This window comes from Vibrio sp. 10N.261.51.F11, from assembly GCF_041471665.1.
Taxonomy (GTDB): Bacteria; Pseudomonadota; Gammaproteobacteria; order Enterobacterales; family Vibrionaceae; genus Vibrio; species Vibrio crassostreae_C.
Map to the genome: position 1 here is coordinate 1 of NZ_JBFROW010000091.1, position 24792 is coordinate 24792.

Here is a 24792-nt window from a genome sequence, read left to right on the forward strand (position 1 = left end):
ATCTAAGCGGAGAAGAGCCCCTGAAGTATTGCAAAACCTCTAATCTGCGGGCCAAAATCAATCATCCACTACACTTCAAGCACTCTGGTACGAGGCTATAGAGCATGGCTTACAGCGAGATTGTATCGGCTCAAGTTCATTACAAGCTTTTAAAGATGTCGATAAACGGTTTGTCTATTACGGTGAGCTATCAAATACATTGTTAGACAAACCAACGGAAGACCCTGCAAGTCGTCAGCAAGCGTTGTCTGAACTCAAAAAGTACAAGACAAGCCAGTTCAATAAAACAACGTATAACAAGGTATCTAAAATTGGTTTTCTGAAAGAGGCGTTAGCAGATACTTTTTCGTCACTATTTGGAAAGCTAGGTGTGGCCGAGACATTCATAACTAAGGTCGCGCCGGACATGGCGCACTATTGGAATGAAGATACCTATTTTGGCAGTGATGTTAGGCATAGGCTAATGGTTGAACTGAAGGAAGCGCTTGATAATCAGGATGATGTGATGATTGTAGCGCACAGCCTTGGGTCGATGATCAGTTATGACGTGCTGTGGAAGTTGTCTCATTACGGAGAGTATAGACACGACTATGGTGCAGACAAGAAGGTCAACTTATTGCTGACGCTCGGGTCCCCGTTAGGCGATGAAAACGTAAAAGATAGGCTAAAAGGGAGCCGCTTGAAAGATGAGAAGAAGTACCCGTTAAACATTCAGCAATGGATAAACATTTCGGCAGAAGATGATTTTATCTCTCATGACAGCAAAATTAGAAATGACTTTAAAGATATGCTCAAACTGAATCTGATACCCGGTGGAATGAAAGACATCCACCCAGTCTATAACCTCAATATTCGCAATGGAAAAAGCAATCCCCATGCTTCTATCGGTTATCTCATTAATCCTAAATTCATCAAAGTATTGGATGAATGGCTCTCGAGTTGATTTGGTTTTACCATCGTAAATTTATAGCTACTCGTTCGTTGGAACGCAGATAAAACAAGGCCTCGCGTGTGCGAGGCCTTGTTAGACTCGTTCAACACAACACTGTTCAAAGTGATTAAGAATTTTTGTATTCGCAATAGTTAAGCTTTTTTGAAAGCGACTCTAGGCTAAGTTTTGCCAATGTGTCTTTAAACGGCGAATTATGTAAGGCAGTAGTGAGGATGTCGCGCTCTTCTGCTGAAAGCAAATTAGCATGCCTGAATAAGACGTAATCTAATGCGACGTGCAGGTACAATGTTGAGAAGTCAGGTTCAAGCAAATCGTCATTGTTATTCAACTGCCCGATAAGTGCTTTAACGCTTCTTTTAATACCTTCCTTTCCCCTAATCGTTAGCTCGTTTTGCTCAGCTTCGAAGCGGCTCAGTGCAGCACACCGAAAGGCCACTTCCATCAACGTTTTACTCACTCCCAATAACGACATACGTTGAGTGTCGCTAGCCTTGGTCACTGTTAGTTTTTCTGTTGGGTATGCTTGCATGAGGAACTCACAGATCGTTAAACTCTCGGTCAGTGCAACCCCATCACTGGTTTCTAGAACCGGAATGGTACTCAATGGATTAACTGCGACCAATGTGCTGGGTGTTTGCCACGGGTCGACCCATTCAAGAACCATTGGAGCATCACACAAATAGGCCGTTGCCAGTACTGCTCTGGAGAATGGAGATGTGTCGTTTAAATACAGTTTCATGAGCGATTCCTTTGCTAAGAACTTATTTGAGCAGTGTTTAATGTCTGCTGTTTGGTTGATGTAAATGCGATGCAGAGTATCGACAGAATCAGTGCACTCGCGCTGATCATAAATAAGAGGTTATAACTGGTGAGTTGAGGGGCGTAGTGAGCCATAACGAAGCCGACTATTCCTTGCGATATAGCAAAAGCCATTGTCATTGCTCCCCAAGATTTCGTATGGAGCTGAGTCCCGACGATTTCTAAGGTGTAGGTTGATACCAGTGTTACGGTGCCAGGCGTAAACATACCGACCAACAAAGATGAAGCAAAAAGTGCTGTTTCACTGGTGCTTAATAGTGGAAGAGCAACCCCAGCAGCTTTACAAATAAACGCCGCTAATAGTGCTTTTTTAAGTCCAAATTTATCCCCTAATATACCAGTTACTATTGGCCCAATCGCTGCTCCTATTCCAAACACAGCCCAATAAAAACCACCGCTCGCAAAACTCATTTTTAGCTCTCGAACAATATAGTCGACCCAAAAAAGAGTATGAGGTAAATAACCAATGGCGCTAAAGGTGTAGGCTAAAAGTACGCAGCTAATACTAATGCGCTTATTCTTAGATAAGGCATCAAACGTCGATGGGCTTTTATCACAATGGTTTGGTTTAGCTTCAAGAGCCCATGTCTTCCACGTCAGGACAGTTGCGAGAAAAGCGATCGCTCCCATACCTAACCATGCACTTTCAACACTTTGGTAGATAAGCAAAGGTATGATTGTTCCTGAAATCATGGCGCCGAGGCCAATGCCTGAAAATACGACGCCACTGATTCTTGCTTTCATCTCTTGAGGGTGAAGGCTGGTGATCACGGGTGGTGCGAGTACCATGAGTACGGCACCTGATATACCCGCAATGGTTCTAAGCGTTAAAAACCATTCAAAGGGCGCAGATTTTAAGGCACAACCAAGATAGCTAAAGCTACTTAACAACAAAGAGGCACGTATGAGTGTGCCTGTTGAATAATATCTTTGTAAAAAGCTCGATGCAGGAGCTCCGAATATATAGCCAATCAGTGTTGCTGCGCCGAGTATGGAGGCATCTTCGCTTGAGAACCACCCACTTTGAATGAGCACAGGCATTAATGCTATGTAGGCAAAGCGACCAATCCCGTTCCCAACTAATGTTGCTGCGAGCCCAGCGAAGGTGTTGCGGTTTAAGAGTTTTACGTGCTGCATATCTCGTACTGTTGGTTTGCATATGTAACATTACGCTAACATTTAAACTTGAACTATCTAAGCTGAGTTTTTGCTCTAATGTTTAAGGTTTGATGACAACTTACATTTTTTGTAAGTGTCAGATTGGTCATTTACATCTCTAATCTCTAGCTAGTATAGGTAAAAGCTAATGGCAGAGGGGGAGTAACTGAATATCGATCGTTACAACTATAGCCATATGTTCAATGGCAAAGAATGCCCTCTCACTCGAACGTTAATCTAAAGAGAGCGTTTAAGTTCATTTGAGAGGCTTTGATGCTAGATCCGTTCAACACAACGTTGATGAAAGCGTTGAAGTCAGTGCGGTCGGGCGTTGCCGTTGATAAAGAATAGCTGTAACCGTTCGATAGATAAAACAAGGCCTCGCATGTGCGAGGCCTTTGGTGTTCTGTAGAGCGAAACAAAGGTGCAGATGCACGTTAGCATAGGCTGCAAATCCCCTCCTAACCTCCCCCTTGGTTTACATCTCCAATCTCTTGTTGGTAATGGGAAAGGGGAGGAGCTGAATATCGATCGTGACAAGTGCAGCTATATGTTCAGCGTCAATGAATGTTCTTCTCTTCGAACGTTAATCTAATGAGAACGGTGAACTGCATTTGAGGGGAGCTAGAGGGGGAGGTTTTTGGTTTAATAGAACCGTTCCACGGGATTTCATTAACAGCGACAAATAATAATCTCCAATGAATTTCTCAAAGAAGCAAAAGCTCTCTGAATACTTATCAATCCCAAAAAATAACATTTTAAAAATGATCGTGTAACAACTTGTTAACTAACTGTATTGTTTCTGTGTTCTTTGTCTTAGTTGCATATCGTTACCAAGCTCAGAACATACCATTATTTTTGAGGATCTGAATATGAACGGAAAACTAAGAACGGCTTTATCGTTAAAACTTAAGAAGCAAGATATCTCTAACCAACCTCCAAGACTGGTGCGATCGAATGCTGCCTTTGAACCGAATCCAGCCCCGTCAGAACACCACAAAAAAGAGTCTCGCTAATTAGCTTGCTCCCTCTTAATAAGGCACTCGTGAGAGTGTCTTATTGAAGATGTCTGCTGAGGAAAGGAATGGTTTATGATTAATATACAAAACAGTCTCTATGATTTATTCGATACCCAAGGTGTGAGTCTTTCAAAAGAATATAAGGATTGCATTGAGAAATATTTAGTATCTGATTTGTCTTTCACTTCTGAGATGATGAATGGTTTGGCTCGAACTATTTTTCAAAATAAAAAGATGATGGCTTACTACCTTTTACACAATGCAATCGATGAGGCTAAAGGTGCGGCAAGGTTACGAATGATCGCAGAGCGGTATGCAGATGATGAATTAAGGCCGCTTATGTTGCGTCATTATAACGATGAGATGAATCATTCTACGTTGTTTGCCAGTCTTATTCCTTTAACTGGGTACGAGACAGAAACGCATGAACATGAAGTTCAATATGAGTTAGATAAAGTCATGAACTTTGACGATGAGCTCAAGACATTCCTGTTTAGGGTTCATTCTATTGAAATACGTTCATGGCGTTTACTGTTACTGCATTTGGCGATCATCGATGAGTCTGACGATGATTACATGAAACAAATGCGTCCAACGATTCAAAAAATCTTAGAAGATGAAATGCAGCATGTGTGTTACACCGGGAAATATGTCAGTCGTTGGTTACATGCTAAGCCACACTTAAGCAAAGTTTTTGTTGAGTGAATTACCCACACGAATAAAGAAACATGGGAAGACCTCTCTTCGATGGCTTTATTCATGCGCGATCATATTCAAGATTTTCTTTTAGAATCGGCGGCTTAAATGACTCTCTGGCTTAGGCTTTTAACATCGCGAAGCTCATTCGCGATGTTGGTTATCATCGCTATCGCGTCAGTGATAGCGAATACTGGATGGCGAGTTGTTATGAATAACTTCGCTGTCGATACTGTCGGTATGACCGGTGCTGATGTGGGTGTATTGCAGAGTGTTAGGGAAATCCCAGGCTTGCTCTCATTTACTGTTTTGTTTCTGTTGTTCATCGCTTCAGAACAAAGAGTCGCGGTATTGTCGGTTGCAACATTAGGGCTAGGTGTTGCAATGACGGGTATTTGCCTTCGATTTATGGCTTCTATTTCAGCACGACGATCATGTCTATCGGTTTCCATTATCTAGAAGCGGTGAACAAATCACTTTCAACGCAATTGTTAGCGACTGAGAACTTTAGTGAATCAATGGGAAATATTCGCTCTGCAGCCTCTTTTTTCTCGATGGTGACTTTTCTGTGCATTATGGTCGCGAGCTATCTTTTTGACGTTTCAGATAAGGCTATTTTCTTTACTTGTGGACTAATATGTTTCTCGTTGGCGGTTTACTTGGTCACGTTTCAAGATACTCACACAGAGCTTAAACAACACACCAAACTCATTGTCCGACGCGAATACACGACCTATTACATTCTTACCTTTTTGAGTGGGGCAAGAAGACAGATCTTTGTGGCATTTGCTGGCTTACTGATGGTGACCAAGTTTCAATATTCGATTGCGATGATGGCTGCTTTATTTATGGTATCTAGCTTAGCAGCGACTCTTGCTTTACCTTATGTTGGGAGATTTATCGATCGAGTAGGAGAGAGGCAAGCTTTGGTCATTGAGTATGCCGCGTTAGTGCTGGTGTTCCTATCTTACGCATTTGTGGATGATCATTATGCGGCAGCGGGGTTGTATGTTATCGACAGTATCATTTTTAGTTTTGCGATCGCTTTGAACACCTACTTTAAAAAGACAATTAGGGAAGATGAAGTGGCTTCAACGGCGAGTTTGTCATTCACGATTAACCATATTGCAGCGGTATTCTTACCATTTTTGTTGGGAATCATCTGGATGTCTGGTTATCAATGGGTGTTTGTTTCTGGAGCAGTGATTGCTTTGATTAGTCTGTTGGTATCGTTGACTATGGGCACGCAGCTTCATCAGCGAATTAATGGATTTAATAAGCTACAGAGCCAATAGCGACACTCATTTTTCTCACTAGTTTGATAAATAAAACTAAGGCCTCGCGATTGCGAGGCCTTTTTGTTCCGGCTAAAACTCAATATTAATCGAGTTTAACGGAAGCTTGGGATAATCGCTGGAATCCCCGGTAGAAGGCCAACCAACGCCATCACGCCACTTAGTACAATAAACATAATGCCAGGCAACACCCAACGGCTCATTTTACTAAGCTCACTACTACGTTCTTTACAACCGACTAAGCCTAAGTTATCCAACAGCATAGTGAGAGCCCAACCAAATGCAGGGTTAACGAGCGCCGAAGAAAATACGACAATCGCTGCCGATTGCGTGGTTTTTCCTTCACGCGTCATTTCCATGCCAGCTTCTAGCAATGGCACAAATACCCCAACAATGAGTGCTACACAAAGTACAGGCTGCCAGATAGCTAGATCCATCGGGTAACCCCAAACCGCGGCGATGATACAGAACAGAGCTGTGAGCAATGCGCCGGCAGGAATAGGGCGTTTAGCAATCGCCGCCGGTACGATATAAGTACCCCATGAAGACGTAAAGTTAGTACCACCGAGCAGAGAACCGAACGTTTGACGAATTGAAGCCGTGGTCATGGTGTCGTCAATGTTCATGTGTACTTTTTCGGTACGTTCTGGATAGCTGATCTTTTGGAATACTTGATGCCCTAAGAAATCTGGCGACCACATCGCCACGGCTAGAATCGCAAACGGCAATACCACCATGAAGTGTTCAATCGTCGGTAGGCCAAGCATCCAGCCTGTATCTTCTCCCCACCAATACATAGGGTTCATGTTAGGCAAACCTGGCTCTGTGTGGAAAGCAAATGGGGCACCCATGGCAAATGCAATCGTACCACCCAGTAAACAACTAAGAGGTACGGCTAACCAACGTTTGCGGAAGTGTTCCAATAACGCGTACAAGATAATGGTGCAAAAGATGACGACAAACGCGATGTGGCTCATGCCAATTCCTTCAGCCCAAGCGAACAGCTTTTTCACTTGAGAAGCGGTTCCAACAAAGCCAAGGTAGAGCAATAATCCGCCACATACGCCTTTACTGGTGAGGTTGGCCAACATACTGCCACCTTTACTGATGGCTAAGATTAGGCCAAAAGCGCCAATCAGCAATCCAAACGCCATAGGGTGTCCGCCTGCTGCAACCACAATCGGAATTAAAGGAATGAGTGGGCCGTGTGTACCTGCGAGGTTCGCGGTCGGTAACAGGAAGCCAGAGAAAATAATAATGAAAACAGAGGCGATGAGGAGTTCATAACGAACGTTTTCTAGAATGAAGTCTTCATTTAATCCGAGAGCCCCAGCAAAGGTGGCTGCAATAGCGCCCACCATAACCACTTTACCAATGGTCGCCGCCATCGCTGGGATGGTGTCTTCTATCTCAAATCGATAATCTTTAAACGGCAAATTTGGACGCCAGCGCTTAGGCGACATGATTTGCAATTCGTGTTCTAGATACTGTTCTCGGGATTCAAACTCTGAGCTTGGTTTATGTTGTTGTTCATAGGTGAGTTCATCCTCATTGGCTTGAGGCTTCTCTGTTTGTATATGTGCGGACTCTAAAGTAGTGCTCATTTTGATTCCTTTCGTTCACACTCTTAGGTGTGTTATTCCAACAAACGTTGTTGACTCACGGTATGAAGTGCAAACAATGCGTCAACTTATAATTAAAAACTCATTAACATTTAGTTGTTAGTACCTTATACCAAACCAAAAAAAACAAATAGACTCAGTCGGTTAGACATTAGTCGTAGAGTCGGACGACTAGTATTAGACCCTGTAGATAGTATGTGTCTGGTTATTTGTAGTCCCTTAATTTCTCCCACGTTCTGCACTTGATAGTGATAGAATCTCCGCATTAGAGTTATCGAGAAACTAGGTATTTATAAACAATGTTTATCCATCACGTAAATGGCATCGACTGGCTGGTAATTACAGCCTTTGAAGAACTGAAAACTATGTTTATCGAAGATGCAGGCCCAATCCCAGCTTGCTTTTCTACCGCCAGCGAGTTGAGCCTGATTGATCAAGCCAAACGCAGTTATGGATTTTTGCCTAAACTCCGCGGTGTGATCACCGATACCGGCACTTTTCAAAGTAGAGATATTGAAGAAGATTTGAACCCACAGCTTGCGTGTATCGTTGAAGGGCGTGGTCGGGTTTTTATCTATCACGGCGACTACGTGGCTTTTGTCGATGACGAGCAAACCTTCATTACCCGTATGGACTGAGAGTGATTCAGTGAGTTGAGATCGGCGAATTGGTAAATCGGCGAGTTAGCCCACCTAGAATTTAAAACTAAAGGATTAATATGATGGCAAAAACGATCTCATTGGTACTTGGCAGTGGTGGCGCAAGAGGCTTGGTTCACGTTGGAGTCATCCGCTGGTTAATTGAGCATGGCTATCAGATAAAATCCATTTCTGGCTGTTCAATTGGCGCACTTATCGGTGGTGTCTACGCTGCGGGCAAGTTGGATGAATTTGAAGAGTGGGTCACCAGTATCGACCAAGGTGATATGGCGATGTTGTTGGACTTTTCATGGCAGTCGAGTGGTATGTTCAAAGGGGACAAGATCATCGACACTCTGCGTGGACTGATCGGCGAGATTTCAATTGAAGATCTGCCCATCCCTTATACCGCAGTTGCCGCTAACGTCGCCGATGAAAAAGAGGTTTGGCTGCAATCAGGTTCTCTGTTTGATGCCATTCGCGCCTCTATCTCTTTGCCACTGTTCTTGACCCCTCACGTTATCAATGGAGAAGTGCTGATTGATGGCGGCGTTCTTAATCCCGTACCGATTGCGCCTACCTTTGGTGATAATACAGACTTTACACTGGCTGTGAATTTAGGTGGTGAACCTGAAATGGTTAAACAGGAAGTGATACCGGTTTCCCTGCCAACAAAAGAGAGCAACCTGCATGAGAAGGTTGTGCATTTTATCGATAACCTCGGTAGCAGTGTAAAAAGCAAAATGAGCTTCAACTTTGCTTTTTACGATATTGCCAACCAAGCATTTGATGCGATGCAATCGACCATTGCTCGCCAAAAGTTGGCCGCTTACCCCGCCGATATCACGCTTGAGATCCCACGCAATGCTTGTGGCACCCTAGAGTTTGATCGCTCACAAGAGATGATCGACAGAGGCTACCACTTAGCACAGGCTAAACTGGGCAATCGACTTTAATGTATTTGCTGCTGAATGAGGGTAGCTATGGAAACTGAACTCAAACTATCTGAACTCAAAGAATTGGTCACAACAAAAGATGTCATCGTGCTCACCAGCATAGAAGAGCCTGCTGTATCTTGGTTGATAGATTGCTATCAAGAGAATGCTGATATCCAAATTATCGAAAACGCACACCAACTAGATACTGAAGCGATTTTGCGGCAATGCAGAAGCAGCCTTAACGAAAGTAAAAAGGTCATCCTTACAGCGCAGTTTCGTAGTCAACTGCCTATCATCAATATCGCTTCACTGTGTAATGATCAGCGCAAATCATTGATCAATATTGAGCTATCAGGCTGGGATGAAGACAAACGCGTTCCTCATTCTTACAGTAGTTTCTAGCTTATATTTGTTGCTAGGTAACTGCAGTTTTTAGGTAACCGACAGCGTCTCTATAACCAGAGCAGTTCAACACAAGGTTGATCAAAGCGGTTAAGTCAGTGTCCGGAATTTGTTGACCACTACAGGGTGGTTGTATCGAATCAGGAGTAGAAAAGTCTCTTGAGATTTTACTTGTCTAAATTGTGCTTAATTATTTGTTCCACCACACCATTCATCGTCCTTGAGCTAATCTCCGGTTTCAAATACAAGGAATGATACTCAACTCCTGTTCGGTCTATATAGGCTGCTTGTAAGCCAGCGGATAGCGCACCATGAGTGTCCCAATCATGAGTAGCGACAAGACGAAGGTTTTCGACAGGCTCTTTTAAAGTTTCGGCTGCAAAGTTATACACATCTGAATTGGGTTTGAAACTGCCTGTTTCTTCAACGGAAATGACGGTGTCGAAATAATCTTCTAAGCCTGAGTTCTTGATTTGAGAAGTGATGAGATCGAGGGATGAGTTGGAAAAAGCGACGGTTTTAAACCCGTTCTCGCGCAATTTGAGCAAAGACGCTTTGATATCTGTGTGCGGTGGTAGATTGGCAAAAGAAGTTAACAAGGCACCTTTGCTTTCCGCCGTTAAATCACACTTGTACCGTTGTGCAATAGCGTTGAGCGCTGCATTCGCTAATTCAGAAAAAGTAGATTTTACGTTTGTTGCGATGCAAACCGTTGAAGAGTGTAAAAGCTTTGAAAACCAAAGTGATAATGCATCCTCCTTTCCAAACACCGCTTTAAATTTAGGCTGTAATGACTCCAAATTTAAAACCGTTTCGTTTATATCAAAAAGTATCACTTCTTTTTTCATGCAAAGCCCCCAGATTTAATTGAATTTTATGCTTACATAATCTGCTCTGACGATATGGTTTTCAACCTCCATTCAAGTAACTAAAGCTTTGCTCTCTAATTTGAAAAGAAGCTGGAATGCGTCAACGACAACCCGCCAACTCAAATCTGGCGTTGCTTTATGAGTATCATGCAACGCCAAATCTGAAACGATTTAGCTTAATTTGCGGCTTCGATGGTGCCTTTGAAAGTGCTGTCTAAAAAGTCATTGATCTCTTGTGAGTGGTAAATTGAGATAATCTTTTTATACGTTTCATTATTTTTGTCTTCTTCTCGCGCCGCAACAACCATCACTGCTAAAGGTGCGTCTTTTTTCTCTAAGTAAATGCCTTGTTTCTTAGGGTCGAGTCCAGCCGACATTACATAGTTCATGGTGATTGCAGCAGCATCTACATCGTCAAGAGAGCGGGGTAGCTGCGCGGCATCCACTTCAACAAATCGAATGTTCTTCGGGTTGCTAACAATATCGTTTAAAGACGCGTTGAAACCAGCGTTGTCTTTTAATGAGATCAGCCCTGCATCTTCAAGCAGTAATAGTCCACGCCCGCCATTCGTTGGATCGTTTGGAATCGCGATTCGAGCGTTTTCGGGAATAGAATCAAGCGAAGTGTACTTGTTCGAGTAAACGCCCATACGCATCAAAATTGAACGTCCGATAGAAACTAACTGGCTATCGTGATTGGCATTAAAGTTATCGAGGAATGGCTGATGCTGGTAACTGTTCAGTTGGATACTTCCATCATCTAATGCTGCGTTAGGGGTGATATAGTCTGAGAACTCGACGAGTTCAATGTTTATCCCTTGCTTTGCTGCTTCTTTGGCAACAGCTTGTACAACTTGTGCATGTGGGCCAACTGTCGCCCCAATCTTGATGACAGCCTCGTCTTTTTTTCCACATCCTGTTACACCGAATACGAAAGCTAATGCCAACAGGGATGCTGTGATTTTTTTGTAGCTGTTCATGATAACTCCATTTAATAAATAAAAGACATGTAGACGTCTAGCTATCTATATTATCTATTTGCGCGATCGGGTCAATAGGTTTGTTTGAAGCGAAGTTACATTGATGAGCGGTTAAGTCAGTGAATCAACGAGGCTTCTGTACGTGAGACTCGACCGACAATCCCCTTCTAACCCCCTTGGTTTACATCTCAAACCTATTGTTGGTAATGGGAAAAGGGAGGAACTGATTACCGACCAACAAAGGCCTCGCGAGTGCGAGGCCTTTTGGGTTTTGTAGGGAATAGGGCAGTCACTCGGAATCTAAAGAAAACGGGTTCAGTAAAGCTAACTATTAAGAAAGCTTTTGGTTAAAGAACTCAAGTGTACGTTTCCAAGCTAACTCTGCTTCTTCTTCAGCATAGCGGCCAGTTGAATCGTTATGGAAGCCATGGTTCACGCCGTCATAGATGTAAGCTGTGTAGTCTGCTTCGTTCTCTTTGAGTTCGGCTTCATAATCTGGCCAAGTCGCATTCACGCGTTTATCGATTCCCGCAAATTGGATGAGCAAGGGGCCTTTTACATTTTTTCTTAAATCTGGTGCGGCAGGAGTACCATAAAATGGAACGCCTGCATCGAGTTGCTCTGGCATGACAGCGGCCAACATATTCACGATATAGCCACCGAAGCAGAAACCGACTGCGCCTAGCTTACCGTTACTTTTTTCATGGGACTTCAAGAAGTTTGCCGCTGCGATAAAGTCTTCTTCGATTTTCTCTTTTGATAGCGACTTCTGCATCGTTCGACCTTCATCATCATTACCTGGATACCCGCCAAGCGAATAGAGTGCATCAGGTGCAAACGCAATAAACCCCGCCGCTGCGAGTCGTCTTGCCACATCCTTTATGTATGGATTGAGGCCTCTATTTTCATGAATGACCAATACAACAGGCGCATTGCCCTCTAACTCTTTGGGTACAACCAAGTAACCATAGCCTTCGCCGTGTCCTTTAGGTGAAGGAAACTTCTCGTAGGTTGCTTTGATGGAAGGGTCATTGAAAGAGACTTGCTCTGCCTGCGCATAATTAGGAATCAGTGCAGAAGTTAGCGTCGTCATGGTTAAGCCAAGTACAGCTAGCCCAGATAGACGAGCCATAAACTCTCTGCGATCAATCAGGCCGTGTGCATATTCGTCGTACCAATCAAATGCTTCTTGAGGGATAGATCGAGTCGGCGTTGATTGAGATTCGGTATTTGGATTCATAACTTTTCCTTGTTGTGAGTTGTTTGACCAATCAACTATAGTGGAAAATTTGATATAATTGAACGATCGCTCAATAATTTTTGAGCTATTTGTTATATCAAAGTACAAAAATTAGATGACAGTCCGATAAAACGATCACTTCGAATCGATTTCCATCGCTTTGGTTTGTTTTACGGAGCAATTCAATACAAGGTTGATTTGAGGGTTAAGTCAGTGAAGTCGGATGTGATGATTGTTTGTTTTTAGGGAGGCTCTAAATCGAAGTTGGGCACATTAGAGCTAGGCTTATTTTCCGCAGACATGGACAAGTAAGTTTCAATGCAAAACGCTTGATTTTACTCTGGTATAATCTTTCTCATAGGGACGACCTTAGCGTTATCAGAACCTTCTTGATGAGAGATAAAATAGATGTTGAAACTTCTGCGTCAGATAAAAAAATGGAAACTTGTAACGTTTGGCTTACTGATGCTCATTGCCGCTTTTTTTATCTACAACCAGTTCGGGAACCGTATGTCCCGTGTCGACGAGGCAAAATTTCTAATCGGCCAACTGAATACTGTTTTGGATGCCGCTGAGCAATATTCTCGTGATAATGGCTCTCTGCCTCCTATTGCTTCCGATACCGATACGAACTTCGGCTACTTAAACATCAATCACTTAATTGCAAATCCGGGCTTATCCACATGGAAAGGGCCGTACCTACCTTATGAAGATACATGGATAGGTGGCGATCAGTACATCGACCACCCAGATTACATAGCAACGCAATTACTGCTTAAGGAAAAGGATAGTCTTTGGATAAGAGGAAGCTCCGAGACAGGTTGCGAATCGTCATCATCCACTTGCTCTGTTGCAGCTTGTATCTGGTGGGTACCAACAAAAGTCGCACAAGAAATTAATAAGATTGTGGACGGCAGTTCGAGTATAGAAAGCTCAGATGCGACAGGAAAAATACGTTACGAAAAAGCTTTTGGTGGCGCTCTTATCTGTATGATTGGAGATGATTATCCAATGCCTTCAGCACAGACAAATTAAGTCGTTTCTAATTACCTCACTGGCAACTTGGTCTTAGTTTTTACCTGACCGAAGGCGAAGCTGGATTCAATAGAAGCAATATTAGGCAGGCGAGTTAGTTGTTTACGGATGAACTGCTCGTAGCTTTTTAGCGATTCACTGACTACATGCAATAGGTAGTCGTGATTGCCCGTCATCAGAAAACACTCTAACACCTCGTCAATCACTTCAATGTGCTGCTCAAAGTCTCGCATGTTCTCTTCTGTCGGCTTTTCAAGTTTCACCAACACAAACACATTGACTGGCAGGCCACACGCTTCTTGGTCGACACTGGCGTGGTAACCACGAATTATCCCTTGTTTCTCTAATGCTCGAACTCGGCGTAAGCAAGGAGAGGGCGACAGTGCTACTCGATCGGCCAACTCTTGATTAGACAGCCGAGCGTTGTTTTGCAGTTCAGCCAGTATTTTCTTGTCGATCTCGTCCATTGGCATAATCCATCAATATTGAATTTAGTTTGGCAATATTATTGCTCAAAGTGTATGTCTTACTTCGCAAATAGCAATTTTTAACATCAGTACAAAACTAAAATTAAAGGAGGAACAACAAGCATGGAATGACTTAAGAATTATGAATACTTCAACTCAACTTAGCCCGCTGCGTAAAACCACCAAACACGAACAAGCAGAAGCCCTTGCGATTGAGCAAGCAAAGCACTTTGGTATCGATCCAAACAGTGATTACGGCGTCACGCTTATCGAACTGGCGACGACGCTGTACAAAGCCAATACCAAGACTCACGACCTTTGGGCATTGACCGTTGATGGACTTTCAGAACTCGACAAGAGTGACCGAATCGCCTGGTTTAACGCCAAACGTTTCCTGTCATTCCAGATCGCTAAGATCCTCGATAACCTGCAAAACCCGATGCGTGCCACTTACCAATCCATTGCCACCAATAATGGCAACTTTGCGTCTAAAGGCGCGTATCCTATCTTCGATAATGTGGCGGCTATCTTCTCGGCAAGCCCGGTTATTACACGTACCGCGACCTATTTATTTGCCTGTACAGAATGGATTGAAGATGCGTTCAACGGTAAAGAACCGCTGCACGATATTTATTCTCGACTGCTTAACCCAACCTCGATTTCACTGGCTAACCATATGGTTGATATCGAGGCAGGCTCTAGAGCCAACGAATACCTCGCATGGAACTTTAATTCGGGTATGGCGGCCATTGATGGATTGTTGAGCCATTTACTTGGACATGAAGACATAGTCTTGGCTTCACGTAATATCTATGGCGGTTCTTACCAGTTGTTGGAAGATTGGTTTGGGAAACCGTCTAACCTAAATGTCGCGGTGGAGTGGGTGGATGGTTACTCCGGTGATGAGTTTGCGACGCGCCTTGATGAGGTTGCTCATAAATACGCAGATCGCATCGCTGCGGGTAAGAAAATCTACGTCTACCTAGAGTCACCGTGTAACCCGCATGGATACGTGTTGGATGTTGCTAGCATTAGTAAAGCTGGTCACTCTCGTGGTTGGGACGTAATTGTTGACTCGACAGTGGGGACTCCATTGCTGCATCCAGTACTAAAACGCGACGATGTGGCTGAAAGACCCGATTATGTGATTCACTCCTACACCAAAGAACTGGCGGGTTCTGGCACCACAACCGCTGGAGTTGTGATTGGCCGCAACGAGACCATGTTTATTCCAAAAGGAGAGGAGGTCACTTTCACCAAGTCCAACGGCGATGAGGTCACCATTCCATGGAACGAAACGCTGTTTTGGAATGTGTACTACATTAAGGGCGCATTCCTAGACGCAGACAAAGCGTTTGAAGTGCTCAATGGTATGAAAACGTATGAGATGCGAGTGGTGCAAAAAACGATTAATACACTGACTCTCGCGAAGATCTTTGATGCTCACCCTGACATCAACGTATCGTGTCCTGCTTTGCCAGACAGTGACAACTATGAACACTGCCAGAACAACATGTACTTGGGTTTGCCAGCGGCGCTTTTCACAATCGATATGGAAGGTAACGGCGATCGTGCGCCAATCAATCGAGATGGATTCAAACAGTTCTTCGACATGCTTGAGCCAGCAATCGGCATGCAAGTGAGCTTAGGGCAAACCAACACCGTGGCGCTGTGCCCAGCCCTGACTACGCACTCAGAACTCAGTGATGAAGCGCTCAATGAAGCCGGTATCAAACCGACGACAATGCGTATCTCTATTGGCTTGGAAGATCCTCGAATGTTCATTGCTCATATTGTCGAGGCGGCTAAATTGTCGATTGACCGCAACCACGTAGATTTCTCATCCAGCTTCCCGAGTGGTGACAATATCGATGAAATCTATATGCAAACTTATATGGATGTACACCAGAGGTTTGTGAAAAGCTTGCCGAAGTTCAGTGAGCTGAGTCAGTAACTTAGGTCGGTAACTTAGCTCAGTAAGAAAAGTTAACAAGATTAGTCAGTTAAAAGGCCGTCAATAAAAAAGCACCCTGCTGACTCAGTAGTCGGTAGGGTGCTTTCTTGATATAGAACCTAGTGACCATATTGGTTTACCAAGTCACTTACTATTTTGGCTGGTGGCCTGTCTTTTTCGCAAGCTCTTGCATAGCCTCGGCAAACGTAGTTGTTCCGCCTTTCGCTTTAACCTGAACCACCTTATATCCTTGGCTTTCCAGCGCTTGGCGCTCTTCTAAAACGGCTTTGTCATCTGGCTGACTGCCTTGCACAGGCTGATGAATGTAACACCCTTCTAATTGACCATCTTCGACCAGTTGGTGATGTTTCAGTGCATTGATATCAAAATTCATAGTAAGTCTTTTCGCTTTAAATGGAGAGTCTCTGCGGCAAAGGCCGCGAGTCTTTATAATTTTATGGTTTGTACAATAGGCATTTTAACCATAAGAAGCTAGTTCAAATTCAGTAATCTAATGGAATGTAACTGGGTACGGGTATGTTCAGCGATAAAGAATGTTCTCCCCCTCGCTCGTTAATCTAAAGAGATCGTTGTTGGTCATTTGAGGGGGAGCTAGAGGGGGAGGTTTTTAATGATCAACTTGAATCTGAGTGTTGGTCATCATTGCGATTAGCTTGGCCACTCGGGCGCGCATCTCACGTCTATCAACAATCATGTCTAAAGCACCATGCTCGAGTAGGAACTCACTCTGCTGAAAATCGTCAGGTAATTTTTCACGTACTGTTTGTTCTATCACCCTGCGACCGGCAAAACCAATTCGCGCTTTAGGTTCACCTATATTGATGTCACCGAGCATAGCTATACTTGCCGAGACTCCACCAAAGGTTTGGTCGGTTAACACGGATATATAAGGGAGCTTTGCATCGGATAGTCGCTTTAACGCAGCACTGGTTTTGGCCATCTGCATTAATGCCATTAGCGATTCTTGCATGCGAGCTCCACCACAAGCCGAAAAACAGACTAATCCACAATTAGCCTCAATGGCTGAGTTAACCGCGTCAACAAAGCGAGCCCCAACAACGCTACTCATTGAACCTGCCATAAAAGAAAATTCGAAAGCACACGCCACTACCGGAAGTCCCAAAAGTTCTCCTTTTGCAGCGACTAGGGCATCTTTTTCGCCCGTGCTTTTTTGAGCAAGTGCGATACGTTCTTTGTAGCGTTTCTGATCCTTAAAATTGAGTAAGTCTTGTGGTTCATGTTGGCTACCAATTTCAGTCATCACTCCTTTATCCAAGAAGCTGTCTAAACGACAGCGTGCTGTCATCCTCATGTGATGATCACACTTTGGGCAGACCTCCAGGTTTTCTCTAAGGGCTAATCGGTATAAGACTTGATCACACGCAGAGCACTTGGTCCATACCCCTTCAGGAATAGAAGCTTTACGGGTACTTATTATATTCTTCTTATCTAATAGCTTTTCTAACCAACTCATTGGAAACCTTATCCAGTTCACTTTAATGATGAGCATTGTATAAGCCTGTTTTTGGTAATAAAGTGCTTAAAATTGGCTTTATAATCCTATTTGGTGGGATTGTTGGTGTCGGCGGATTATTGATATGGATGAGGTTAATGGGAATGCTTGAGAAGATTGACCAACAATGGCTAAAAAGTTTTCACTGTGTTTATGAGAACAATAGCTTTAAAAGAGCGGCGGAGTTTTTGTGTTTACCGACCTCAAATGTAAGTCGTCACATTGCTTTATTAGAAGAGCGGTTAGATGCTCGATTGTTCGATAGAACGACGCGCCGTATAGCCCCGACAGAAGCAGGCGAGCATCTTTATTTACGTACTCAGCCTTTATTGGACAAGCTTAACGAAGCGCTTACGGAGGTAACGCAGCACTCACGTCATGTGGTGGGGCAGCTCAATGTTCTAATGCCTGATTCACAGGAACTCGCTCAAGCCGTTGTTTCATTCTGCACCAAATACCCATCTATTTCATTGTGTTGCGATACAAGCATCAGCCCTAAAGAGGACTTGCTCGATGGATTTGACGTTATTCTGAGTTTTCATCGAGGGAAACTTGAGGATAACAATTGGATAGCGAAAGAGATTAAACGTTGGTCTAGCGTTGTTGTGGCTTCCCCCAAACTTCTTCGCACATCTTCCAAGCCTTTTAAGATTACGGATTTGAAACATGTACCGTGTATTAATAGCTTTACCGCACTAAACGGAACGCCATGGGTATTTAAGAACGAAACAAGTGAGGTGATTACTCAAAGAGTAAAATCTGCGTTTAAAGTGAATAGTGGACAACTTGCTAAAGCTGGCGCATTGGTTGGTTTGGGCTTTGCGATACTTCCTAAAGAACTCTGTCGTCACGAGATCGAGACAGGCGAACTAGAGATCATAGAACTTGAATATCAACCTGAAGATTTAGTTCTATACGCTTTTTATGCATCAAGAAAACACATAGCGAAAAAGGTTCCGGCTTTCATTGAGCACTTACAGGATCAAGGGAAGTAACTTGGGTTTGTGTGTGAGGTTCCACTGTTAAACTCCTCTTAAGCTCACCTTGATTCAGTCTTCTAACGTTTCAATACACCCTTATCTGACCTTTTCGCTCAACCATCGAGCGAAATCGGTACAAATCATAAACCTTTCCAAATGTGGAATCCACACTTCTTTTATTGGCTCTATTTTCCAATTGTGAATGGTTATAACCTAGTTTTCGTAGAAAAGAGGATTGAATAAGCCGTGAGCGCGGCGCTTTATAACGAATGAAAACTAGGCACAAACATGAACGAAAATTTTTATAGATACGCAATTTACACTGTTTTTTCAGCGGCAGCATTGTTCTCCGCTTTTTTAGTCACCTCAGATAATGTTTCCCCTTTCACCACTCAAGCGACTTTGTATCGTAACGTGGCGACCATTGCGCCAGAAGTGTCCGGCGTAATTACCGACGTCATGGTTAGTAATGGCGAGTTGGTTGAAAAAGGTCAGCCATTATTTGCTATCGATGCCAGTAGCTACCAATTGAAAGTGGCACAAGCGCAAGCCGAACTGCATCAAGCGCGTGATTCTGACTCAGCGAAATGGCAGCAATTAGCAGCAGCGAAACAAACACAAAGCCAACGAGAATTCGAATATCACAACGCGAAACAGAAACTCGCACGTAACCAAAAACTGCGTAACAAAGGGCTTGCGACTGAACAAGATCTTGATGATGCAATCACCAATACACAAGTTGCGAGTAGTGCGGTTGAAGCTGCGAACGCGGAAGTGGAACGCATTGAGGTTGAGTTATCGACCCAAGACCGCACAGCGGCCATTGAATTAGCAGAAGCAAAACTTGCGAGTGCGGAACTGGATTTAGGCCACACTCAAGTCGTCGCGCAAACGGAAGGTGTCGTGACCAACTTACAATTGCAATCGGGCAGTTATATCACTCAAGGCACTTCATCATTGCTGCTGGTGGACGAAGCTCATGCGTGGATCAGTGCAGACTTCAATGAGAAAGGCATTGATAAGCTTACTAATGGCCGCGAAGTTTTGGTCTCTTTTGATGCGCTACCGGGCAAAGTCTTTACGGGTGAAGTGAGTAGCCAAGAGCGTGCGATTTACGACACCAGTAATGCCAATGGCAAGCTGTCTAGCGTGACTAATGATACGCGTTGGATCCGTGAGCAACAGAAAGTACGTACCCGCATTACAGTTAACGAACTGGATCCTTCGATGATCTCAGGTTCACGAGTGAGTGTGATTGTTGAAAGCGGTAACCCAATAATGCACGTTATTGGCTCGGCTTGGATTCACTTGGTTTCAACATTTCGCTACATCTATTAGTAGGAGATGACTATGTGGACATTCGAAAACACCGCACAGGGTCATTCTCAACGTAATGAAGCGCTGCGTGTCGCACTTACTGTGACGATTTGTATGGTGTTGGGAAAGCTACTAAACCTAGACTCTCCCGTTTATCTGGCGTTGTATCCAACCATCATCATGACCAAGAATAAAGATTACTCTTGGCTTGGTCTGATCCGTACCTTGGCACCCACTTTATTGGCAGCAAGTACAGCGTTGGTGGTGACTGAGGTATTTTCACAGCATCCGTTTGTGGTGTGGACCATCAGCCTGTTCTTCTTCGACTTTATGCGTCGTCGAGCCACTACGCCAGCGAAGAAAGGTAAAATGTTGATGCCAACCTTCGACTGGATTTTGATTGTGGTGTTTGCTCAGCATACCACCATGGATATGCCGATGCGTATTCATGAAATTTTGGTATCCATGTTGATTACCATGGTAGTAGCAAAAACCATGGTGGCTCTGTTCCCTGTTGAGCAAGGAAACAAGCCTCCTGTATTTAAAGAACAGCCTGTCACATTTGAGAGCAGAGCAATTTCACTCGCGTTGATTGGTCTTGGTTTGGCATTCTTGATGATTGTCGACATTATCTCTGCAACGTTCTGCATGGTGCCAGTGATTGCTGCTGCAACCCAAACCACACACAAAAGCTTTATCGACGTGGTTGACCGCCGTTTTCAAACTCAAGTGGGCGGCTGTGCATTCGCCGTGGTGTTCACCTTGTTGATGGCAGGGCATCAATCTACATTCGGTTACTACACCATAGTGTTGGGTTTATTTGCCTTTATGATCACCGCATCAATGGCCAAAGCGAAAGGTTCAGCCAGAGACATTCATGCCGATGCGTTATTGGCGACTATGCTGCCGATTCAGTTGTACATGACCAGTAGCAATTTAGGGTTGGAAAGTACCTTCCTACGCGCTTGGGAGCTGACTGTGACTTTGTTTGTGCTGTGGGCTTTGTGTCATTTTGTTCGTAAGCCTAATGGTGAAGAGCCGGCACTCGTTCGCTAATAATCAAATCCGGCCAACCGATTATGGTCTGATTTGATTGAGCCTTTCATAAAATTAAAAAATGCTTTTACTTTGGCTGAATCTTCTAAATCTTTATGAGTCATCATCCATAGGTCTGTATTTTGGTGCATCACTTCCATATCTACTCTTTGCAGAGTTCCCTTACTGTTACCTAAAAAGCAGGGTAAGTAGGCTAACCCCATCTGATTTTCAGCCGCGATGATCAGGGGCTCAAAAGAGTCGGCTTTCATGACAATTTTGTCTTCCGAAATCAGTTCAGAAACCTGTAGCGAAGCACTGCCTCTATGCATCATTAACCAAGATGCAGACTTTAAGGGGTGCTTACTCTTAAGGCCATTTATATATTCTGGCGATCCGTAAACACCAAAGGCAATTTTACTTAACTTGGTCCCAACTAAATGGGCTGGCAACTCATTTGCCGGGCGAATCGCGATATCTGCATCTAGGTGTGAAATATCCAATTGACGAGATGTGAGGCTGAGTTCTAACTGAATTTTTGGATAAAGCCGATGAAAAGCAGCCAAATGAGTACCCAGAATGAGGCGAGATAACGCATCGGTCGTCGTTATTCTTAGCGTACCTTCTAGCTTCAATTCCTGTCCAAAAACCTTGTGCTCCAATTCTCTTACTGTGGATTCGATAGCGAGAGCTGACTCCAGAAGCTTTTGCCCTTCAACCGTTAGTTTGTATCCGGTAGGAAGTTTATGGAAAATTCGTAATTTGTGACGATACTCAAAGGTGTCAATACGACGTAAAACGGTGCTGTGGTTTACACCAAGTGCTCTTGCCGCGGCCGACAGGGATCCTTCATTCGCCACTGTTAGAACATATTGCAGGTCATCCCATCTTATGTTGTGCATTTGCGCATATCCAACGTGTTCAATTAGTGAGTTTACCAAAAATTTAGCACAGCTATAGTTATCTCAACAAGGCAACAAACAGAACTGAAGTTCAAAGCATGCACTGATGGCACTTTTAATCTCCCACGCATTGAGCTTCAAAATTGACAATCAGGAGAAAGAAAATGTTAAAGAAAAATCTACTTATCGGTCTAGCGAGTCTTCTGGCTTTCTTTCAATTCACTCCAGCCCTTGCAGATGAAACAAAAGCAGTCGATTCAGCAAAGACACTAGAAACGGCTCAAGCATTCTTATGGGCGGCAGGCTCAGGTGATATGGCAAAACTCGAGTCATTAATGGCCGATGATTTTGTCTGGCACAACGAAGGTGACGCCGACATCCCTTGGATCGGTAACTGGGAGTCAAAAGAAAAAGTGCTCAACACTTTCTTTCCTCTATTTGGCGCAGGTTTGAAAGTCACAAGCTGGTCAACAGACTATAGTTTTGTAAACGGCGACCAAGCAGTATTCATGGGCAGCATGAGTGCCATTGCGAATGAATCTGGTGTAGACACGGGTAAATTCAGCTGGGCGGTTCGAGTTCAGGTTGAAGATGGCAAAGTGAAGAGTTGGAACTGGTTTGAGGATAGTTACGCAGTATCTAAAGCTTATCACGCCAAACAGTAACCACAGTGACCAATTAGGTTGTAAAGGCTCGATATGCTGTAGACGTATATCGAGCTTAACTTGGTTTTGAATAGCGACGCGAAGAGCCTATTCAACAATCCGACAGTTAAAAGGACACCTGAGACAATCTAGTTCTGAGTTTCAGTGTACGAGCCAAATAACGTACTTTGGCACTATTAAGTTTGGAGAAACTATCTATGAGCAATAAGCTAGCGAATGCGACTAATCTGTATATGGAAGGTATCCGAGATGGTCATGCATTAGAGGCGGTAACGAAGTACACCGGTCAACGTTATACTCAACATAGCACTGGGGTTCGCAACGGTATTGATGGTTTTGTTGAGTTCTTCGAACCGTTCTTAAAACGCTGCCCTGTTAGAGACATAAAGATCATACGTTCAATCGTCGATGGCCAATTCGTGTTTGTTCAAGCATTCCAAGATATTAATAATGGCGAATATAAGTGGGTGACTACGGATCTATTCGATACCGATAATGACGATAAAATTATTGAACATTGGGATGTGATTTCTGCCTTCGAAGCTCAACCGACGGAAGGGGAAGGTCGACTGCAAGGGCCAATCAATCATACTGACTTAGATAAAACAGAGGAGAATAAGAACCTTATCCGTGATTTTTTATGTGATGTCATGGTACTAGGGCAGAAAGACAAGCTATCAAAGTATCTCCAGCACGAAGAGCTAGCCGTTTATCAAGCCTCAGATGTGAGCCCTTTAGATAGCTATATTGGTGGCTATGACCAAGTGTTCAAGATTGTCGGTCAAGGTAACTTCGTAGCAGCTTACAGCCGAGTTATTGATAATGGTCTCGAGGTTGCGCGTTTTGATCTATTCCTAGTTGAGGGAGGTCAAATTAAAGAGATATGGGTAAACCAAGAGCCCGTGCCACCAAAAGCAGAATGGGTAAATGGCGGGAAGTTCTAGAGTCGCTTGCTAACCTTACTGGTTGTGTGTGTTTAACCTCTTGAATCTTAGCCAACATGTTTTGTGATGGAAGAGTATTTACACTGTTTTACAACTCGCCTTAACGCTCAACAATGCAATCGCGCCCTTGAGATTTTGCGTCGTAGAGGGCGTTATCCGCTCTTTTAATTAATGAATTCCAGTCATCGTTTATGAGGGCTTGAGTCACTCCAATGCTGACAGTATACGTGCCAGAAGAGAGCTCTTGATTGGAGTTGTGTTTTGCGTGGTTTCTTATTCTTTCAGCTATCTGCATTGCTTGAACTTTATTCGCTCTAGGTAGCATGACAACAAACTCTTCTCCACCATAGCGAAAACAGAAATCGCTTGTGCGGCATGTATCTTCAAGAATTTGACCAAAGTACTTAATCACATCATCTCCCTTGTCATGACCATAGGTATCATTAATTTTTTTGAAGTGATCTAGGTCGGCAATCAGTACAGAAATGTCACTCTCTCGGCCTGGTTGAACAAGCTTGGGTATCAGTTCTGCTAGGCCTCTACGGTTATAAAGGCCGGTTTGTTCATCAGTGATCGATGAACGATAGGTCTGCTTAAACAAACGATCAGTTAAGATCCAAAACACTGAAAATGCGAGGCTAACAATTGTGATTGTCATGATAACGAAAGACAATTTATGAATATCTGATATCAGGTAATAGTTCGAATTCGTTCCTTTGGTATGAGCAAGTACGCTCCTAATTGCCATATAGAGAATGTTGATAAACAGGGTCAGATTCAACAGACACTTTGCTTCTCTGTTATCGTGCTTTTCCCCTGAATAGTTTGCACAGAGGGCTAAGATACATATCGTCACAACGAGAATACTTCGAGCCTCGATCCTAGAAGTTACAGAAGGCGCAATTAGGGCGCTATAAAGGAAGAAGCTAATGCCAAGGGAGCTAATGATGATTGATATTACGAGAAAAGATCGACTTGCTCCGCGTAACACGGTTATACCGACGAGTAACAAACCAAAAGCCGTTGCGTATGCACCATTGGAAAGAAAAACAGTGGATTCTGAAGATTGAGTAACGCCGAACGAAAGCGGGGGTAACACTGGCTCCTAACAGCCAAGCAGCATAAGCAGCATAAGCAATATAATTTACCCCTAACGTGGTGCCTGCGAGTATATATTTATGCGTTAACAACATAGCACTCGCAACCGTAGCTGCTAACAAAGAGGTATATATAGCTAAGGTGTGTACATCCATGAAATCACCAACAACGTAAAAATGAACTCTCTCAATTCAGTATTGCGCAATTTGTATTGGCTTTGTTGCGTAATTAAA

Annotated in this window: 25 protein-coding genes and 1 pseudogene; 15 read left to right on the top strand and 11 right to left on the bottom strand. The window is 43.6% G+C overall.

Going from position 1 to position 24792, the window contains the following annotated elements; all coding sequences use genetic code 11:
- Positions 1-73: 73 nt before the first annotated feature.
- A pseudogene (locus tag AB4351_RS21105) lies at positions 74-943 on the top strand (hypothetical protein); the annotation flags it as partial.
- Between the two features lie 115 nt (positions 944-1058).
- Here AB4351_RS21105 and AB4351_RS21110 read toward each other — a convergent pair.
- Both AB4351_RS21110 and AB4351_RS21115 read right to left on the bottom strand, forming a co-directional pair.
- On the bottom strand, positions 1059-1691 hold the full coding sequence (locus AB4351_RS21110; protein WP_372127066.1) for a glutathione S-transferase family protein: 633 nt from the start codon (positions 1689-1691) through the stop codon (positions 1059-1061).
- Positions 1692-1705: 14 nt separating this feature from the next.
- Positions 1706-2908 (bottom strand): YbfB/YjiJ family MFS transporter, encoded by a 1203-nt coding sequence (locus AB4351_RS21115; RefSeq protein ID WP_016790585.1) that lies wholly within the window; start codon positions 2906-2908, stop codon positions 1706-1708.
- Positions 2909-3801: 893 nt separating this feature from the next.
- Between AB4351_RS21115 and AB4351_RS21120 the strand changes: the two genes are divergently transcribed.
- From AB4351_RS21120 to AB4351_RS21135, 4 genes are all read left to right on the top strand, one after another.
- Positions 3802-3945: a hypothetical protein gene (locus AB4351_RS21120; RefSeq protein ID WP_157938716.1), complete on the top strand. Its 144-nt coding sequence runs from the start codon at positions 3802-3804 to the stop codon at positions 3943-3945.
- A 75-nt stretch (positions 3946-4020) separates the two neighbouring features.
- Complete coding sequence (locus AB4351_RS21125) at positions 4021-4653, top strand: GTPase (RefSeq protein WP_372127069.1); 633 nt, start codon at positions 4021-4023, stop codon at positions 4651-4653.
- A gap of 201 nt (positions 4654-4854) precedes the next feature.
- Positions 4855-5103 (top strand): hypothetical protein, encoded by a 249-nt coding sequence (locus AB4351_RS21130; protein ID WP_372127071.1) that lies wholly within the window; start codon positions 4855-4857, stop codon positions 5101-5103.
- Positions 5079-5939: an MFS transporter gene (locus AB4351_RS21135; RefSeq protein ID WP_372127073.1), complete on the top strand. Its 861-nt coding sequence runs from the start codon at positions 5079-5081 to the stop codon at positions 5937-5939. The genes AB4351_RS21130 and AB4351_RS21135 overlap by 25 nt, the downstream gene beginning before the upstream one ends.
- A gap of 95 nt (positions 5940-6034) precedes the next feature.
- On the opposite strand, the gene AB4351_RS21140 is transcribed toward AB4351_RS21135, so the two are convergent.
- Positions 6035-7543 carry a DUF3360 domain-containing protein gene (locus AB4351_RS21140; RefSeq protein ID WP_017065456.1) on the bottom strand — a complete coding sequence of 503 codons (1509 nt, stop codon included), beginning with the start codon at positions 7541-7543 and terminating at the stop codon, positions 6035-6037.
- Positions 7544-7860: 317 nt separating this feature from the next.
- Here AB4351_RS21140 and AB4351_RS21145 point away from each other — a divergent pair, with 317 nt between their 5' ends.
- From AB4351_RS21145 to AB4351_RS21155, 3 genes are all read left to right on the top strand, one after another.
- The gene (locus AB4351_RS21145) at positions 7861-8199 is read left to right on the top strand and encodes a hypothetical protein (protein WP_017059071.1); all 339 of its coding nucleotides are present in this window, start codon (positions 7861-7863) and stop codon (positions 8197-8199) included.
- An 83-nt stretch (positions 8200-8282) separates the two neighbouring features.
- A complete protein-coding gene (locus AB4351_RS21150) occupies positions 8283-9155 on the top strand; it encodes a patatin-like phospholipase family protein (RefSeq protein ID WP_017070388.1) in 873 nt (290 codons plus the stop codon).
- 15 nt (positions 9156-9170) lie between these two features.
- Positions 9171-9539, top strand: coding sequence for a hypothetical protein (locus AB4351_RS21155; RefSeq protein ID WP_372127075.1), 369 nt, complete (start codon positions 9171-9173; stop codon positions 9537-9539).
- 167 nt (positions 9540-9706) lie between these two features.
- Here AB4351_RS21155 and AB4351_RS21160 read toward each other — a convergent pair whose 3' ends face one another.
- The 3 genes from AB4351_RS21160 to AB4351_RS21170 form a co-directional block, all read right to left on the bottom strand.
- Positions 9707-10387 carry a haloacid dehalogenase type II gene (locus tag AB4351_RS21160; RefSeq protein WP_017065459.1) on the bottom strand — a complete coding sequence of 227 codons (681 nt, stop codon included), beginning with the start codon at positions 10385-10387 and terminating at the stop codon, positions 9707-9709.
- Between the two features lie 197 nt (positions 10388-10584).
- Positions 10585-11388 (bottom strand): MetQ/NlpA family ABC transporter substrate-binding protein, encoded by an 804-nt coding sequence (locus AB4351_RS21165; RefSeq protein ID WP_017059075.1) that lies wholly within the window; start codon positions 11386-11388, stop codon positions 10585-10587.
- 331 nt (positions 11389-11719) lie between these two features.
- Positions 11720-12628, bottom strand: a complete 909-nt coding sequence (locus AB4351_RS21170; protein WP_017059076.1) for a dienelactone hydrolase family protein — start codon at positions 12626-12628, stop codon at positions 11720-11722.
- A 408-nt stretch (positions 12629-13036) separates the two neighbouring features.
- Here AB4351_RS21170 and AB4351_RS21175 point away from each other — a divergent pair, with 408 nt between their 5' ends.
- Entirely contained in the window at positions 13037-13663 is a 627-nt protein-coding gene (locus AB4351_RS21175) for a type II secretion system protein (RefSeq protein WP_372127077.1), read from the top strand.
- An 11-nt stretch (positions 13664-13674) separates the two neighbouring features.
- On the opposite strand, the gene AB4351_RS21180 is transcribed toward AB4351_RS21175, so the two are convergent.
- Positions 13675-14130 carry an Lrp/AsnC family transcriptional regulator gene (locus AB4351_RS21180; protein WP_017059083.1) on the bottom strand — a complete coding sequence of 152 codons (456 nt, stop codon included), beginning with the start codon at positions 14128-14130 and terminating at the stop codon, positions 13675-13677.
- Between the two features lie 142 nt (positions 14131-14272).
- Here AB4351_RS21180 and AB4351_RS21185 point away from each other — a divergent pair, with 142 nt between their 5' ends.
- A complete protein-coding gene (locus tag AB4351_RS21185) occupies positions 14273-16084 on the top strand; it encodes a PLP-dependent transferase (RefSeq protein ID WP_372127079.1) in 1812 nt (603 codons plus the stop codon).
- Between the two features lie 151 nt (positions 16085-16235).
- Here AB4351_RS21185 and AB4351_RS21190 read toward each other — a convergent pair whose 3' ends face one another.
- Together AB4351_RS21190 and accD are read right to left on the bottom strand one after the other, a co-directional pair.
- Positions 16236-16478 (bottom strand): hypothetical protein, encoded by a 243-nt coding sequence (locus AB4351_RS21190; protein ID WP_048611711.1) that lies wholly within the window; start codon positions 16476-16478, stop codon positions 16236-16238.
- Positions 16479-16712: 234 nt separating this feature from the next.
- Positions 16713-17579, bottom strand: a complete 867-nt coding sequence (gene accD / locus AB4351_RS21195; RefSeq protein ID WP_372073984.1) for an acetyl-CoA carboxylase, carboxyltransferase subunit beta — start codon at positions 17577-17579, stop codon at positions 16713-16715.
- 137 nt (positions 17580-17716) lie between these two features.
- Here accD and AB4351_RS21200 point away from each other — a divergent pair, with 137 nt between their 5' ends.
- The 3 genes from AB4351_RS21200 to AB4351_RS21210 all read left to right on the top strand — a co-directional run bounded on the left by AB4351_RS21200 (position 17717) and on the right by AB4351_RS21210 (position 20971).
- On the top strand, positions 17717-18613 hold the full coding sequence (locus AB4351_RS21200) for a LysR family transcriptional regulator (protein WP_372074108.1): 897 nt from the start codon (positions 17717-17719) through the stop codon (positions 18611-18613).
- Between the two features lie 273 nt (positions 18614-18886).
- A complete protein-coding gene (locus AB4351_RS21205) occupies positions 18887-19936 on the top strand; it encodes an HlyD family secretion protein (protein ID WP_372127081.1) in 1050 nt (349 codons plus the stop codon).
- 12 nt (positions 19937-19948) lie between these two features.
- The gene (locus AB4351_RS21210; protein WP_372127083.1) at positions 19949-20971 is read left to right on the top strand and encodes a DUF2955 domain-containing protein; all 1023 of its coding nucleotides are present in this window, start codon (positions 19949-19951) and stop codon (positions 20969-20971) included.
- Here the strand turns inward: AB4351_RS21210 and AB4351_RS21215 are convergent.
- Positions 20968-21852, bottom strand: a complete 885-nt coding sequence (locus AB4351_RS21215; RefSeq protein WP_372127085.1) for a LysR family transcriptional regulator — start codon at positions 21850-21852, stop codon at positions 20968-20970. The genes AB4351_RS21210 and AB4351_RS21215 overlap by 4 nt on opposite strands.
- Positions 21853-22016: 164 nt before the next feature.
- On the opposite strand from AB4351_RS21215, the gene AB4351_RS21220 reads away from it, so the two are divergent.
- Both AB4351_RS21220 and AB4351_RS21225 read left to right on the top strand, forming a co-directional pair.
- A complete protein-coding gene (locus AB4351_RS21220) occupies positions 22017-22517 on the top strand; it encodes a nuclear transport factor 2 family protein (RefSeq protein WP_017059088.1) in 501 nt (166 codons plus the stop codon).
- A 197-nt stretch (positions 22518-22714) separates the two neighbouring features.
- Entirely contained in the window at positions 22715-23461 is a 747-nt protein-coding gene (locus AB4351_RS21225) for a nuclear transport factor 2 family protein (RefSeq protein ID WP_372127087.1), read from the top strand.
- 100 nt (positions 23462-23561) lie between these two features.
- Here the strand turns inward: AB4351_RS21225 and AB4351_RS21230 are convergent, their stop codons facing one another.
- Positions 23562-24560: a GGDEF domain-containing protein gene (locus AB4351_RS21230; RefSeq protein ID WP_372127089.1), complete on the bottom strand. Its 999-nt coding sequence runs from the start codon at positions 24558-24560 to the stop codon at positions 23562-23564.
- Between the last annotated feature and the right edge of the window lie 232 nt (positions 24561-24792).

Bases quoted from the DNA above. Each gene is read 5' to 3' on its own strand.
- AB4351_RS21205 (WP_372127081.1), top strand. From the start codon at position 18,887: ATGAACGAAAATTTTTATAGATACGCAATTTACACTGTTTTTTCAGCG.
- accD (WP_372073984.1), bottom strand. From the start codon at position 17,579: ATGAGTTGGTTAGAAAAGCTATTAGATAAGAAGAATATAATAAGTACC.
- AB4351_RS21175 (WP_372127077.1), top strand. From the start codon at position 13,037: ATGTTGAAACTTCTGCGTCAGATAAAAAAATGGAAACTTGTAACGTTT.
- AB4351_RS21220 (WP_017059088.1), top strand. From the start codon at position 22,017: ATGTTAAAGAAAAATCTACTTATCGGTCTAGCGAGTCTTCTGGCTTTC.
- AB4351_RS21165 (WP_017059075.1), bottom strand. From the start codon at position 11,388: ATGAACAGCTACAAAAAAATCACAGCATCCCTGTTGGCATTAGCTTTC.
- AB4351_RS21180 (WP_017059083.1), bottom strand. From the start codon at position 14,130: ATGGACGAGATCGACAAGAAAATACTGGCTGAACTGCAAAACAACGCT.
- AB4351_RS21185 (WP_372127079.1), top strand. From the start codon at position 14,273: ATGAATACTTCAACTCAACTTAGCCCGCTGCGTAAAACCACCAAACAC.
- AB4351_RS21210 (WP_372127083.1), top strand. From the start codon at position 19,949: ATGTGGACATTCGAAAACACCGCACAGGGTCATTCTCAACGTAATGAA.
- AB4351_RS21200 (WP_372074108.1), top strand. From the start codon at position 17,717: ATGGGAATGCTTGAGAAGATTGACCAACAATGGCTAAAAAGTTTTCAC.
- AB4351_RS21225 (WP_372127087.1), top strand. From the start codon at position 22,715: ATGAGCAATAAGCTAGCGAATGCGACTAATCTGTATATGGAAGGTATC.
- AB4351_RS21115 (WP_016790585.1), bottom strand. From the start codon at position 2,908: ATGCAGCACGTAAAACTCTTAAACCGCAACACCTTCGCTGGGCTCGCA.
- AB4351_RS21190 (WP_048611711.1), bottom strand. From the start codon at position 16,478: ATGAATTTTGATATCAATGCACTGAAACATCACCAACTGGTCGAAGAT.
- AB4351_RS21155 (WP_372127075.1), top strand. From the start codon at position 9,171: ATGAGGGTAGCTATGGAAACTGAACTCAAACTATCTGAACTCAAAGAA.
- AB4351_RS21140 (WP_017065456.1), bottom strand. From the start codon at position 7,543: ATGAGCACTACTTTAGAGTCCGCACATATACAAACAGAGAAGCCTCAA.
- AB4351_RS21110 (WP_372127066.1), bottom strand. From the start codon at position 1,691: ATGAAACTGTATTTAAACGACACATCTCCATTCTCCAGAGCAGTACTG.
- AB4351_RS21160 (WP_017065459.1), bottom strand. From the start codon at position 10,387: ATGAAAAAAGAAGTGATACTTTTTGATATAAACGAAACGGTTTTAAAT.
- AB4351_RS21215 (WP_372127085.1), bottom strand. From the start codon at position 21,852: ATGCACAACATAAGATGGGATGACCTGCAATATGTTCTAACAGTGGCG.
- AB4351_RS21150 (WP_017070388.1), top strand. From the start codon at position 8,283: ATGGCAAAAACGATCTCATTGGTACTTGGCAGTGGTGGCGCAAGAGGC.
- AB4351_RS21125 (WP_372127069.1), top strand. From the start codon at position 4,021: ATGATTAATATACAAAACAGTCTCTATGATTTATTCGATACCCAAGGT.
- AB4351_RS21120 (WP_157938716.1), top strand. From the start codon at position 3,802: ATGAACGGAAAACTAAGAACGGCTTTATCGTTAAAACTTAAGAAGCAA.
- AB4351_RS21170 (WP_017059076.1), bottom strand. From the start codon at position 12,628: ATGAATCCAAATACCGAATCTCAATCAACGCCGACTCGATCTATCCCT.
- AB4351_RS21135 (WP_372127073.1), top strand. From the start codon at position 5,079: ATGTCTATCGGTTTCCATTATCTAGAAGCGGTGAACAAATCACTTTCA.
- AB4351_RS21145 (WP_017059071.1), top strand. From the start codon at position 7,861: ATGTTTATCCATCACGTAAATGGCATCGACTGGCTGGTAATTACAGCC.
- AB4351_RS21130 (WP_372127071.1), top strand. From the start codon at position 4,855: ATGAATAACTTCGCTGTCGATACTGTCGGTATGACCGGTGCTGATGTG.